13 protein-coding genes and 1 other annotated feature are annotated in these 12,797 nt (G+C 50.6%); of the genes, 8 read left to right on the top strand and 5 right to left on the bottom strand.

What is annotated here, in order from left to right; translation table 11 throughout:
• Window positions 1-208: 208 nt before the first annotated feature.
• From clpB to rluD, 3 genes are all read right to left on the bottom strand, one after another.
• On the bottom strand, window positions 209-2,782 hold the full coding sequence (gene clpB, locus ABIE10_RS21165; RefSeq protein WP_047499529.1) for an ATP-dependent chaperone ClpB: 2,574 nt from the start codon (window positions 2,780-2,782) through the stop codon (window positions 209-211).
• 129 nt (window positions 2,783-2,911) lie between these two features.
• Window positions 2,912-3,643, bottom strand: a complete 732-nt coding sequence (yfiH, locus tag ABIE10_RS21160) for a purine nucleoside phosphorylase YfiH (protein ID WP_016154062.1) — start codon at window positions 3,641-3,643, stop codon at window positions 2,912-2,914.
• On the bottom strand, window positions 3,640-4,620 hold the full coding sequence (gene rluD, locus ABIE10_RS21155; RefSeq protein ID WP_016154063.1) for a 23S rRNA pseudouridine(1911/1915/1917) synthase RluD: 981 nt from the start codon (window positions 4,618-4,620) through the stop codon (window positions 3,640-3,642). The genes yfiH and rluD overlap by 4 nt, the downstream gene beginning before the upstream one ends.
• A 131-nt stretch (window positions 4,621-4,751) precedes the next feature.
• Here rluD and bamD point away from each other — a divergent pair, with 131 nt between their 5' ends.
• From bamD to pheA, 4 genes are all read left to right on the top strand, one after another.
• Entirely contained in the window at window positions 4,752-5,489 is a 738-nt protein-coding gene (bamD, locus tag ABIE10_RS21150; protein ID WP_016154064.1) for an outer membrane protein assembly factor BamD, read from the top strand.
• A 268-nt stretch (window positions 5,490-5,757) separates the two neighbouring features.
• Window positions 5,758-6,096, top strand: coding sequence for a ribosome-associated translation inhibitor RaiA (gene raiA / locus ABIE10_RS21145; RefSeq protein ID WP_003031244.1), 339 nt, complete (start codon window positions 5,758-5,760; stop codon window positions 6,094-6,096).
• A 102-nt stretch (window positions 6,097-6,198) separates the two neighbouring features.
• Window positions 6,199-6,324, top strand: a sequence feature (Phe leader region).
• Window positions 6,200-6,247, top strand: coding sequence for a pheA operon leader peptide PheL (pheL, locus tag ABIE10_RS21140; protein WP_100250063.1), 48 nt, complete (start codon window positions 6,200-6,202; stop codon window positions 6,245-6,247). Its footprint overlaps the feature before it by 48 nt.
• A gap of 30 nt (window positions 6,325-6,354) precedes the next feature.
• On the top strand, window positions 6,355-7,515 hold the full coding sequence (gene pheA, locus ABIE10_RS21135; RefSeq protein WP_047499527.1) for a bifunctional chorismate mutase/prephenate dehydratase: 1,161 nt from the start codon (window positions 6,355-6,357) through the stop codon (window positions 7,513-7,515).
• A 99-nt stretch (window positions 7,516-7,614) separates the two neighbouring features.
• On the opposite strand, the gene tyrA is transcribed toward pheA, so the two are convergent.
• Together tyrA and aroF are read right to left on the bottom strand one after the other, a co-directional pair.
• A complete protein-coding gene (tyrA, locus tag ABIE10_RS21130; protein WP_279263848.1) occupies window positions 7,615-8,736 on the bottom strand; it encodes a bifunctional chorismate mutase/prephenate dehydrogenase in 1,122 nt (373 codons plus the stop codon).
• A 10-nt stretch (window positions 8,737-8,746) separates the two neighbouring features.
• Window positions 8,747-9,817, bottom strand: coding sequence for a 3-deoxy-7-phosphoheptulonate synthase AroF (gene aroF / locus ABIE10_RS21125; RefSeq protein ID WP_016154067.1), 1,071 nt, complete (start codon window positions 9,815-9,817; stop codon window positions 8,747-8,749).
• A gap of 215 nt (window positions 9,818-10,032) precedes the next feature.
• Here aroF and ABIE10_RS21120 point away from each other — a divergent pair, with 215 nt between their 5' ends.
• The 4 genes from ABIE10_RS21120 (at window position 10,033) to ABIE10_RS21105 (ending at window position 12,796) form a co-directional block, all read left to right on the top strand.
• On the top strand, window positions 10,033-10,407 hold the full coding sequence (locus ABIE10_RS21120; protein ID WP_016154068.1) for a DUF2799 domain-containing protein: 375 nt from the start codon (window positions 10,033-10,035) through the stop codon (window positions 10,405-10,407).
• Between the two features lie 158 nt (window positions 10,408-10,565).
• Complete coding sequence (locus ABIE10_RS21115) at window positions 10,566-11,084, top strand: YfiR family protein (RefSeq protein WP_016157185.1); 519 nt, start codon at window positions 10,566-10,568, stop codon at window positions 11,082-11,084.
• A complete protein-coding gene (gene dgcN / locus ABIE10_RS21110) occupies window positions 11,077-12,303 on the top strand; it encodes a diguanylate cyclase DgcN (RefSeq protein WP_047499525.1) in 1,227 nt (408 codons plus the stop codon). The genes ABIE10_RS21115 and dgcN overlap by 8 nt, the downstream gene beginning before the upstream one ends.
• 10 nt (window positions 12,304-12,313) lie before the next feature.
• A complete protein-coding gene (locus ABIE10_RS21105) occupies window positions 12,314-12,796 on the top strand; it encodes an OmpA family protein (protein WP_429156952.1) in 483 nt (160 codons plus the stop codon).
• Window position 12,797 lies beyond the last annotated feature (1 nt).

The raw sequence follows: 12,797 nt of genomic DNA, 5'->3' as shown, positions 1-12,797 counted from the left end.
TTTATTTTCGCTTTTCTCCGCTGACCCGGCGGTTTGTAATCCGTTGTTCCGTGTCAGTGGAGGCGCATTATAGGGAGTTATTTCAGGCTGACAAGTTAAAAATACAAAAAACTTATCAAGCGGCTACTTTTCAACCGTTACATTGCTTTTCGCTTTGTTTTTAAACAAAAACGAGCCCCGCAGGGCTCGTTTATTGTCATTTTGTGACTTACTGCACTGCCACAATGCGATCGTCATTCACTTCCAGCCGAATCGTTTTGCCAGGAATCAGCTCACCAGACAGAATTTGCTGCGCCAGCGGGTTTTCGATCTGTTGCTGGATAGCACGTTTGAGTGGACGTGCGCCATACACCGGATCGTAACCATTCGCACTCAGCAGTTTAAGCGCCTCGTCAGAGATATGGATTTCATAGCCACGCTCTTCCAGACGTTTATACAGACGTTGCAGTTGGATCTGTGCAATAGAAGCAATGTGCTGCTCACCCAACGGATGGAATACAACAACTTCATCTATACGGTTGATGAATTCCGGGCGGAAATTATGGCTCACGACGCCCAGGACCATATCCTTCATGTGGCCGTAGTCCAGCTCACCGAAGCGTTCCTGAATCAGATCGGACCCCAGGTTCGAGGTCATGATGACAACCGTATTACGGAAGTCGACCGTTCTCCCCTGCCCGTCAGTCAGACGACCATCGTCAAGCACCTGCAACAGAATATTGAACACATCCGGGTGCGCTTTCTCCACTTCATCCAGCAGAATGACAGAGTAAGGACGACGACGTACCGCTTCTGTCAGATATCCACCTTCCTCATAGCCGACATATCCCGGAGGCGCCCCGACCAGACGAGACACCGAGTGTTTCTCCATAAACTCGGACATATCGATACGCACCATGGCATCATCACTGTCGAACATAAAGTTTGCCAGCGCTTTGCACAGTTCAGTTTTACCGACACCGGTTGGGCCGAGGAACAAGAACGAACCAATCGGGCGATTTGGATCGGACAAGCCAGCACGGCTACGACGGATGGCGTTAGAAACGGCTTCCACCGCTTCGTTCTGGCCAATCACGCGGCTGTGCAACTGCTGCTCCATACGCAACAGTTTTTCCCGTTCGCCTTCCAGCATGCGAGCAACCGGGATCCCGGTCCAGCGCGCCAGCACTTCTGCAATTTCTGCATCCGTGACTTTATTACGCAGCAGACGCATGGTTTTGCCTTCAGACTGGGTGGCTGCTTCCAGCTGTTTTTCCAGTTCAGGAATTTTGCCGTACTGCAGTTCAGACATCCGCGCCAGGTCGCCGACACGACGCGCCTGTTCGATGGCGATTTTCGCCTGCTCCAGCTCAGCCTTGATAGTTTGCGTTCCCGAAAGGGATGCTTTTTCAGCTTTCCACTCTTCTTCTAATTCAGAATACTGGCGCTCTTTATCGTCCAGCTCTTCGTTGAGCATCTCGAGACGTTTTTTACTCGCCTCATCAGACTCTTTCATTAATGCCTGCTGTTCCAGTTTGAGCTGGATAATCCGGCGGTCGAGTCTGTCGAGTTCCTCCGGCTTGGAGTCAATCTGCATACGAATGCTGGATGCCGCCTCATCGATAAGGTCGATAGCTTTGTCCGGCAACTGACGATCGGCAATATAGCGATGAGACAGCGTAGCTGCCGCAACAATCGCCGGGTCAGTGATCTGCACATGGTGGTGCAGCTCATAACGTTCTTTCAGGCCACGCAGAATCGCGATGGTGTCTTCTACTGAAGGTTCGGCTACAAATACTTTCTGGAAACGACGTTCCAGTGCCGCATCTTTTTCGATGTACTGGCGATATTCATCAAGCGTTGTTGCGCCTACACAGTGCAGTTCCCCGCGTGCCAGCGCCGGTTTCAGCATGTTCCCGGCGTCCATTGCGCCATCGGCTTTACCCGCCCCAACCATGGTATGCAACTCATCAATAAACAGGATGACATTGCCTTCCTGTTTCGAGAGATCGTTCAGCACGCCTTTTAAGCGTTCTTCAAACTCACCACGATATTTGGCCCCAGCCACCAGCGCGCCCATATCCAGCGCCAGCACACGGCGACCTTTTAAGCCTTCCGGCACTTCACCATTGATAATTCGTTGGGCCAGCCCTTCAACGATGGCCGTTTTACCAACACCTGGTTCGCCGATTAACACCGGGTTATTTTTAGTACGCCGCTGCAGTACCTGAATGGTACGGCGAATTTCTTCATCACGCCCGATAACCGGATCGAGTTTGCCTTGCTCGGCACGTTCGGTCAGGTCGACGGTATATTTTTTCAAGGCCTGACGTTGGTCTTCAGCCCCCTGGTCATTCACGCTTTCACCTCCACGCATTTGTTCAATTGCCTGAGTGATATTCGCGGTCGTCGCACCTGCTGATTTTAGTAAATCGGTCAGCGTACCGCGTGACTCAAGCGCCGCCAGTACGAACAGTTCTGACGAAATAAAGTTGTCCCCACGTTTTTGCGCCAGCTTGTCGCAAAGATTCAGTACACGCACCAGATCCTGAGAAGGCTGCACATCACCGCCGGTACCTTCTACCTGCGGCAACCGGCTCAACGCCTGGTCAATGGCTGTACGTAACTGGCCAGCATTAATGCCAGCAGACGTTAATAAAGGACGTACCGATCCCCCTTCCTGATTCAGCAAGGCGCTCATTAGATGAAGTGGTTCGATGAATTGATTGTCGTGCCCCAATGCGAGTGACTGGGCATCGGCAAGAGCAAGCTGGAATTTATTAGTAAGACGATCCAGACGCATAACTCCTCCCATAACAGGTCAAAATTGCTACTGGAGATTAAATGAGGTCATCCCTCAATTATTCAAGGTGAATGACCTGAATTATGTGAAAAGAAAATTACACGCACCGGATCGTCTTGATTCTTTAGGTTATATCAGCCAAATAAAACTTGCCATACGACCCGTGGTATTGTCGCGACGATAAGAGAAGAACGTCTCACTTTCGCTGAAGGTGCAACGGTCGCCACCGTAGATGTTCTCTACTCCGATATTTGCCAGACGCTGACGCGCAAGCTGGTAAATATTCGCCAGATATTTATCACCATGCGGTACAAATGCGAGGTCCGCTTGCGGATCTTTCGCCATGAACGCTGCGCGAACTTCTGCTCCCACTTCAAACGCGTTCGGGCCAATCGCCGGGCCTAGCCAGGCAATAATGTTTTCAGGTTTGTCGGCAAAACACGCCACCGTCTCTTCCAGCACGCCGGCGCATAATCCGCGCCAACCCGCATGTGCCGCCGCGACTTCCGTTCCAGCGCGATTGCAAAACAGCACCGGCAGACAGTCGGCCGTCATCACTGCACACACGGTGCCCGGCGTATTGCTGTAAGAAGCATCCGCACGTTTGGAGGCGTAAGGCTCGCCGGTCAGTTTCAGGACATCCTTACCGTGGACCTGCTCCAGCCAGACTGGCTTTGACGGCAGATTGCCCGCAGCAAACAGCCGCTTGCGGTTCTCTTCAACATGCTCCGGGTTGTCCCCGCAATGGGCGCCCAGATTCAGCGAATCATAAGGCGGCATGCTAACACCGCCAATACGGGTAGAACTACACGCCACAACACCTTGCGGTATCGGCCACTGCGGGACAATTAGCTTACTCATAGCCAGGCAATATCATCCTTATGTTCTTCGAAATCAGCGCGCATCACTTCAATCAATTGCACCATATCTTGTGGAATAGGTGCGTGCCATTCCATTTCGATACCTGAAATTGGGTGATATAAACGCAGCATAGTCGCGTGCAGCGCCTGACGATCGAACTTACGCAGAACGGAGATAAATTCGTCAGAAGCGCCTTTCGGTGGACGCGGACGACCGCCGTAGACCTGATCGCCCACCAGCGGATGGGTGATATGCGCCATGTGCACGCGGATCTGGTGCGTACGTCCGGTTTCCAGACGCAGCCGCAGACGCGTGTGCACACGGAAGTGTTCCATTATGCGATAGTGCGTCACCGCCGGTTTCCCCATTGGGTGTACCGCCATGTGCGTACGCTTGGTCGGGTGGCGGCTAATCGGTTCCTCAACGGTTCCGCCTGCCGTCATATGACCAATCGCCACGGCTTCGTACTCACGGGTAATTTCACGTAGTTGCAGCGACTCCACCAGACGCGTTTGCGCCGGAACGGTTTTTGCCACCACCATTAATCCGGTCGTGTCTTTATCCAGACGGTGCACGATACCAGCACGTGGAACATCCGCGATTGGCGGGTAGTAATGCAGTAATGCATTCAATACCGTGCCATCAGGATTACCGGCCCCCGGATGCACTACGAGGTCACGGGGTTTGTTGATGACAAGAATATCGTCATCTTCATAAACGATATCCAGTGGGATATCCTGAGGTTCAAAACGAACCTCTTCATCAATTTCTGCAGTGATGGAGACGCGCTCTCCACCCAACACTTTTTCTTTCGGTTTATCGCAAAGATTGCCATTTACCAGTACGCGCTGGTCAAGGATCCATTCTTTTATGCGCGATCGCGAATAATCAGGGAACAATTCGGCCAAAGCCTGATCTAAGCGTTGACCGAGCTGATTTTCGGAGACTGTTGCGGTGAGTTCTACTCGTTGTGCCATAAACTGCTTCTTCGTTTAACGTTGGGTTTTACGGCTTTGCCGTTTAATATAGTGTGCTATTGTAGCTGGTCTTAACCGGGAGCAGGAACAGAGAATCTCCCGTAAAACATTTTGAGGAAAGTCAAAACGTCATGACGCGCATGAAATATCTGGTGGCAGCAGCCACGTTGAGCCTGTTTTTGGCGGGTTGCTCTGGTTCAAAGGAAGAGGTGCCCGATAATCCGCCAAATGAAATCTACGCGACTGCTCAGCAAAAGCTGCAGGACGGTAACTGGAAACAGGCAATAACGCAATTAGAAGCGTTGGATAACCGTTATCCATTTGGACCGTATTCTCAGCAGGTGCAATTAGATCTCATCTACGCCTACTACAAAAACGCCGATCTGCCACTTGCTCAGGCTGCCATCGATCGTTTTATTCGTCTTAACCCGACACACCCTAACATTGATTATGTCATGTATATGCGTGGCCTGACCAATATGGCGTTGGATGATAGCGCACTGCAAGGATTCTTTGGTGTTGATCGCAGCGATCGCGATCCGCAACATGCCCGAGCTGCGTTTAATGACTTTTCCAAACTGGTACGTGGCTATCCAAACAGCCAGTACACCACCGACGCCACCAAACGTCTGGTATTCCTGAAAGACCGTCTGGCGAAGTATGAATATTCCGTTGTGGAATACTACACTGCCCGCGGTGCATGGGTTGCCGTGGTAAACCGTGTGGAAGGCATGCTGCGCGACTTCCCGGATACCCAGGCAACACGCAATGCCCTGCCGTTAATGGAAAATGCTTATCGCCAGATGCAGATGAATGCGCAGGCAGAAAAAGTAGCGAAAATCATTGCCGCCAACAGCAGCAATACCTGATTTATCTCAGAATGCAAACGGCAGCCCAAAGGCTGCCGTTTTTTTATCCGTAAACACCACAACTGAAGCGGTTTAGCTGCAACGCATCTCATCAAATATGGCCTGCTTTCAGGTATTCCTCAAGTAAAAAATCGCTTGTTCCTGCGGTGCCTCACAAAAAGGTTTTCTTGACAAAAAGCGACAAAAAAATGTGATTAACATCACACATTTTGACATTAGGAACGGTATGCTGGAATCACCAAGACGGGAAAGACAAGAGGTAAAATTTATGACAATGAACATTACCAGTAAACAAATGGAAATTACTCCGGCAATTCGCCAGCATGTCGCAGACCGTCTCGCCAAACTCGAAAAATGGCAAACTCATCTGATTAATCCACATATCATTCTGTCTAAGGAGCCGCAGGGTTTCATTGCTGATGCCACCATCAATACACCGAACGGACATCTGGTCGCCAGCGCAAAACACGAGGATATGTACACCGCAATTAACGATTTGATCAACAAGCTGGAACGGCAGCTCAATAAAGTGCAGCACAAAGGCGAAGCCCGTCGTGCAACAACTTCAGTCAAAGACGCCAACTTCGTCGAAGCAGAAGAAGAGTAGTCCCTTACATTGAGTGTATCGCCAACGCGCCTCCGGGCGCGTTTTTTGTTGACAGGGTGAAAACAGTACGGGTACTTTACTGACGTAGCCAAAGGAAAATTACATGAAACTTGTCCCGTTCTTCTTCGCATTCTTTTTTACCTTCCCCTGAATGGGAGGCGTTTCGTCGTGTGATAAAGAATGCGAAGACGAACAATAAGGCCTCCCACAACGGGGGGCCTTTTTTATTGATAAATTGATAACAAGAAAGGCAACACTATGACATCGGATAACCCATTGCTGGCGCTGCGCGATAAGATCAGCACGCTGGATGAAAAATTACTGGCCCTGCTGGCTGAGCGACGTGGACTGGCCGTAGAAGTTGGCAAAGCTAAGCTGCTTTCGCATCGTCCAGTTCGTGATATCGACCGTGAGCGCGATCTGTTGGACCGACTGATTCAGCTTGGCAAAGCACATCATCTTGATGCTCACTACATCACTCGCCTGTTCCAGCTCATAATCGAAGACTCCGTCCTGACTCAGCAGGCACTGCTCCAGCAGCATCTGAACAAAATTAACCCGCACTCAGCACGCGTTGCTTTCCTCGGGCCAAAAGGGTCATATTCTCATCTTGCCGCACGTCAGTATGCTGCCCGCCATTTTGAACAATTTATAGAAAGCGGCTGCGCGAAATTTGCCGATATCTTTAATCAGGTCGAAACCGGACAAGCTGACTACGCAGTGGTTCCGATTGAAAACACCAGTTCCGGTGGGATTAACGACGTTTACGACCTGCTACAGCACACCAGCCTGTCTATCGTTGGCGAGATGACTATCACGATTGACCACTGCCTACTGGTGTCCGGCACGACAGATCTCGAGACCATTGAAACGGTATATAGCCATCCGCAGCCATTCCAGCAGTGCAGCAAATTCCTGAGTCGTTACCCACACTGGAAGATTGAGTACACCGAAAGCACCTCGGCGGCGATGGAAAAAGTTGCGCAGGCTAACTCACCGCGCGTGGCGGCTCTGGGGAGCGAAGCCGGAGGCGTACTATACGGTTTGCAGGTTCTTGAGCATATCGAAGCTAATCAGACGCAAAACATCACCCGCTTCGTGGTACTGGCGCGCAAGGCAATCAATGTTTCCGATCAAGTGCCAGCAAAAACCACGTTGCTGATGGCGACAGGACAACAAGCCGGTGCGCTGGTAGAAGCTCTGCTGGTACTGCGCAACCATAATCTGATTATGACTAAACTGGAGTCACGCCCGATTCACGGCAATCCGTGGGAAGAAATGTTTTATCTTGATATCCAGGCCAACCTGGAATCACCCCAGATGCAAAAAGCATTGAAGGAGTTAGGTGAGATTACGCGCTCGATGAAAGTACTTGGCTGCTATCCAAGTGAGAATGTGGTGCCGGTCGATCCAAGCTAACGTTTGACAATGCCGGATGGCGCTACGCTTATCCGGCATTCTTTAGCCGATCCTTGTATGACTGATACAACGCATCAGCGTTGCCATCAAGCATCGTATTTATTGGCGACTATCGTTAGCCTGGCGCAACAAAGTACGGCTTTCGTTCTGGAAGCGTTTCGCATAATCACCAAACCAGTGCTCCACCTTACGGAAGCTGTCGATGAACGCTTGCTTATCGCCCTGCTCCAGTAAACCGATCGCCTCACCAAAACGTTGGTAGTAGCGTTTGATCAGCGCAAGGTTACTCTCAGACGACATAATGATATCGGCATAGAGCTGCGGATCCTGGGCAAACAGACGTCCGACCATCGCCAGTTCAAGGCGATAAATCGGCGAAGAGAGTGCCAGTAACTGCTCCAGTTGAACATTCTCTTCCGCTAAATGCAGACCGTAAGCAAAGGTCGCAAAGTGACGCAATGCCTGAATAAATGCCATGTTCTGGTCGTGTTCAACAGCACTGATCCGATGCAGTCGCGCCCCCCACACCTGAATCTGTTCCAGAAACCACTGATAAGCTTCCGGCTGACGTCCGTCACACCAGACGACAACCTGCTTTGCCAGACTGCCGCTGTCCGGGCCAAACATGGGGTGTAATCCCACCACCGGGCCGTCGTGCGCCGCCAGCATCGCCTGCAAAGGACCATTTTTCACCGAAGCCAGATCCACCAGGATGCAGTCGGACGGCAGACGCGGTAATTTGGCGATCACCTGCTCAGTGACGTGGATCGGCACGCTGACGATCACCATGCCAGCATCAGAGACCATCTCCGGCGCACGATCCCAGTCCTGCTGTTCCAGGATCCGTACCTGATAACCTGACAGGGTGAGCATTTTTTCGAACAGACGTCCCATCTGACCGCCGCCGCCGACAATCACCACCGGTCGCAGAGAAGGACAAAGCGTTTTAAATCCTTTGTCGTTCTCACTGGAGTAAGACTCGCGCATAACCCGGCGCAGCACATCTTCAATCAGGTCCGGCGGCACGCCAAGGGCTTCCGCTTCCGCCCGGCGGGAGGCCAGCATAGAGGCTTCCCGTTCCGGCACGTAGATAGGCAGCCCAAAGCGGCTTTTTACTTCACCGACTTCGGCCACCAGCTCCAGGCGACGTGCCAGTAAATCCAGCAGCGCCTTGTCGACTTCATCAATTTGATCGCGTAATGCGGTCAATTCAGCAACCATAACCAACCTCTTATGCTACACGCGCCGACAGCTGGCCGTTTAAATCCTGGCTAATTTCACGCAGTAGCGCATCCGTCATTTCCCAGCTAATGCAGGCATCAGTTACAGACACGCCGTATTTCATTTCGCTACGCGGCTGTTCAGAAGACTGGTTGCCTTCGTGAATATTACTTTCAATCATCAAGCCAATGATCGAGCGATTGCCATCTTTGATTTGTGCAATCACGGATTCAGCCACGGCAGGCTGGCGGCGGTAATCTTTATTGGAGTTACCATGACTGCAATCTACCATCAGAGAAGGTCGTAGTCCCGCCTGCTCCATCTCTTTTTCGCACTGGGCGACATCTGCCGGGCTGTAGTTCGGCGCTTTACCACCGCGCAGGATCACGTGACCGTCCGGGTTACCCTGAGTTTGCAGCAGTGCAACCTGTCCAGCCTGGTTAATACCAACAAAGCGGTGCGACTGTGCCGCTGCGCGCATCGCGTTAATGGCGGTCGCCAGGCTACCGTCAGTACCGTTCTTAAAGCCGACCGGCATCGAAAGACCGGAAGCCATTTCGCGGTGAGTCTGCGATTCCGTGGTACGCGCACCGATTGCAGACCAGCTAAACAGATCGCCCAGGTATTGCGGGCTATTGGGATCCAGCGCTTCAGTTGCCAGCGGTAGTCCCATATTCACCAGTTCAAGCAGCAGCTGACGCGCAATTTTCAGGCCGGCTTCAACATCAAAAGAGCCATCCATATGAGGATCGTTAATTAACCCTTTCCAGCCGACGGTGGTACGGGGTTTTTCAAAATAGACGCGCATCACCAGGTAGAGGCTATCGCTGACCTCTGCGGCAAGGGCTTTAAACCGACGAGCGTACTCAATAGCCATTTCAGGATCGTGAATGGAACACGGGCCACATACCACCAGCAGGCGCGGATCGCGACCAGAGATAATATCTGAAATGGTTTTGCGTGACTGGGAGATTTGCGCTTCTTGCGCCTGGCTCAGCGGGAATTCAGCTTTCAGCTGTTCCGGAGTCATCAGAACCTGTTCGTCAGTAATATGTACGTTGTTCAGCGCGTCTTTTTGCATGATGGTGATCCTGTTTAGCTCGTTTGCGATAGTTGATCCTCAGCGAGGAGGTGATAACGATAACACAACAGGTAAAGATTTCAATCCACAAACCGTAAATTTTAATTTACATCATGCAATTTAATGACAAAGCACGCCCTCCATTGTGTACATTAAAATTTACACCATCCGATATTGAGATCCACTATGCTTAAAAAAACGAGGGAGTACAGGCAATGAAGCAACTCATCAGCACCCTATTTCTATTACTTCTTAGCGGATGTCAGATAGATCCTTATACCCACGCCCCCACATGGACGGGAACCGCCTGGTACGACGCCGGAATACAAGATGCCATTTCGGGGTATGCCGTTAAAGATAATGAAACTCTTGCCGACAACTACAATGACCCCGAAGTCGATCGTACGGAATATCTTAAGGGTTATGCCGAGGGACAACGTAAAATCTGCCAGCCGGATTTTGTTTACGCCAGAGGTTTGACCGGGAAGACCTTTCCCCCAAGTTGTGATACGGTCGAAAATATTGACCAGTTACACAGTGCCTGGCAAAAAGGAGCAAATGAAGGTGCTGCCTCAATAAGATTAAATTAAACAATAGCTTATATTTTATAAATCACTAAGACTTAACTTAAATTACTAATAGCTTTCAACCTGGCTTAATGACGGCTTAGGAAAATAATGTTATTTTGTCCTAAATAATCTTGAATGTATTTCGACGTTTTACGGCAAACGCTGGTAGGTAACTATTCATGAGCTATTCTTACCGACTCATACTTCTACTGGCACTGCTCCTGACCGGATTACCGCTGTACGCCCAAAGCGTTACGGAAGAAGCAAAATCTGTACGCGCTATGGTTTCCGGCATCGTCAGTTATACGCGCTGGCCTGCACTGTCCGGGCCCCCAAAACTGTGTATTTTCTCTTCATCGCGTTTTTCCAGTGTCCTGGGAGATACCAGTGCCGGAGCATTACCCTATCTTCCCGTCATCATTCGTACGGAACAAGAAATATTAGTTTCGCAGTGTGATGGCTTTTATTTTGGAAAAGAATCCCCTACTTATCAGGTGGAATTAAAGAATAAATATCCGTCTAAGGCATTGCTATTAATTGCCGAACAGAACCCCGAATGCGTTATTGGCAGCGCCTTTTGCCTCATAATTAAAGATGAAGATGTGAGATTTTCCGTAAATATGGATTCCCTTTCACGCAGTGGCGTAAGGGTCAGTCCGGACGTATTAATGCTTGCACGGAATCAGAAGCATGGATAAGGGCCATTCTCCCATAACACGCCCGACGTTTAAGCGGACATTACGGCGTATCAGCATAATCAGCGTTCTGGTAACTATGACGCTGATCTGGCTGCTGCTCAGCATTTCTTCGGTGCTGGCATTGAGACAGTATGCGCAAAAGAACCTGGATCTGACCGCTGCAACCATGACCCGCACACTTGAAGCAGCATTAGTTTTTTCTGATGGCGTCGCAGCAACTGAAACGCTGGCAGCACTGGGCCAGCAGGGGCAATTTTCCGTTGCAGAAGTTCGTAATAAAAAGCAGAAGGTGATCGCCACCTGGCGCTATAACGCGCAGGATACCACTGAAAAAATCAGCGGACTTATCAGCCACTGGCTGTTTCCCCAACCGGTCACTCAACCTATTTTGCATAATGGCAACGTCATCGGCGAAGTGCGATTGACTGCGCGCGATAGTGTTATCAGCCATTTCATCTATTTGTCGCTGGCCGTCCTTACCGGGTGCATTCTGTTGGCCTCTGGCATTGCATTAATGCTCACTCGTTATTTACATAATGGCGTCGTGGAAGCCCTGCAGAATATAACCGAGGTGGTACATGATGTTCGTACCAACCGTAACTTTTCACGGCGCGTTTCAGAAGAGCGCATTGAAGAGTTTCACCTTTTTGCCCAGGATTTTAATAGTCTGCTGGACGAGATGGAGGAGTGGCAACTTAAACTGCAGGCAAAGAACGCCCAGCTTTTGCGTACGGCGCTACACGATCCGCTGACCGGCCTGGCGAATCGCGCCGCATTTCGCAGCAGCATTAACGCCCTGATGAATGACCATGCCGCCCACAGCAGCTCCGCACTGTTATTTCTTGATGGTGATAATTTTAAATTTATTAATGATACCTGGGGCCACGCAGCGGGGGACCGGGTCCTGATTGAAGTTGCAAACAGGCTGTCCGAGTTTGGTGGTAATCGACATCACCCCTACAGACTTGGCGGCGATGAGTTCGCTATGGTGCTGTACAGCGTTCACTCTGAATACGAAGTTCAGCGGATCTGCGCGGCACTATCACACGAGTTTAACCGACCTTTTGACCTGCATAACGGTCATCAGGCAAGCATGACACTCAGCATTGGTTTTGCGCTGACGTGGGAACATGCCTCTGCCGAGAAATTACAAGAACTTGCCGATAAAAATATGTATCAGGCCAAAAATTTGCGTTCTGAACGCATTATTAAAAAATAAGGACTTACACATGCTAAAACGTCTATCATCCCCGTTTCTTCTGCTTTTACTGATTTTGGCAGGCTGTCAGGCACCTCAGGGAAAATTTACCCCGGAGCAAATTGCAGCCATGATATCGTACGGATTTACCGAAGCTTCCGGAGACTGGTCTCTTGGTCTGTCTGACAACATCCTGTTTGACAAAAACGACTATAAGCTCCGCCCTGAAAGTGAAAAGCAGATCCAGGAAATGGCATCCAAACTGGCAGCTACCGGGTTAAACCATGCGCGTATGGATGGTCATACCGATAACTACGGCGAAGACAGCTACAACGAAGCGCTGTCGCTCAAACGCGCGAATGTGGTCGCCGATGCGTGGGCACAGGGCGCCAACATTCCCCGCACTAACCTGACAACTCAGGGACTCGGGAAGAAATACCCGATCGCCAGTAATCAGACGTCAAAAGGTCGTGCTGAAAACCGCCGGGTTGCAGTCGTGATCGCTACGCCGTAAA

Source organism: Citrobacter sp. 506 (genome assembly GCF_050434985.1).
GTDB classification, from domain to species: Bacteria; Pseudomonadota; Gammaproteobacteria; order Enterobacterales; family Enterobacteriaceae; genus Citrobacter; species Citrobacter braakii.
Note: the sequence above shows the minus strand (reverse complement) of the source record. Positions and strands in the feature narration are given on the sequence as shown.

Bases quoted from the DNA above. Each gene is read 5' to 3' on its own strand.
- clpB (WP_047499529.1), bottom strand. From the start codon at position 2,782: ATGCGTCTGGATCGTCTTACTAATAAATTCCAGCTTGCTCTTGCCGAT.
- yfiH (WP_016154062.1), bottom strand. From the start codon at position 3,643: ATGAGTAAGCTAATTGTCCCGCAGTGGCCGATACCGCAAGGTGTTGTG.
- rluD (WP_016154063.1), bottom strand. From the start codon at position 4,620: ATGGCACAACGAGTAGAACTCACCGCAACAGTCTCCGAAAATCAGCTC.
- bamD (WP_016154064.1), top strand. From the start codon at position 4,752: ATGACGCGCATGAAATATCTGGTGGCAGCAGCCACGTTGAGCCTGTTT.
- raiA (WP_003031244.1), top strand. From the start codon at position 5,758: ATGACAATGAACATTACCAGTAAACAAATGGAAATTACTCCGGCAATT.
- pheA (WP_047499527.1), top strand. From the start codon at position 6,355: ATGACATCGGATAACCCATTGCTGGCGCTGCGCGATAAGATCAGCACG.
- tyrA (WP_279263848.1), bottom strand. From the start codon at position 8,736: ATGGTTGCTGAATTGACCGCATTACGCGATCAAATTGATGAAGTCGAC.
- aroF (WP_016154067.1), bottom strand. From the start codon at position 9,817: ATGCAAAAAGACGCGCTGAACAACGTACATATTACTGACGAACAGGTT.
- ABIE10_RS21120 (WP_016154068.1), top strand. From the start codon at position 10,033: ATGAAGCAACTCATCAGCACCCTATTTCTATTACTTCTTAGCGGATGT.
- ABIE10_RS21115 (WP_016157185.1), top strand. From the start codon at position 10,566: ATGAGCTATTCTTACCGACTCATACTTCTACTGGCACTGCTCCTGACC.
- dgcN (WP_047499525.1), top strand. From the start codon at position 11,077: ATGGATAAGGGCCATTCTCCCATAACACGCCCGACGTTTAAGCGGACA.
- ABIE10_RS21105 (WP_429156952.1), top strand. From the start codon at position 12,314: ATGCTAAAACGTCTATCATCCCCGTTTCTTCTGCTTTTACTGATTTTG.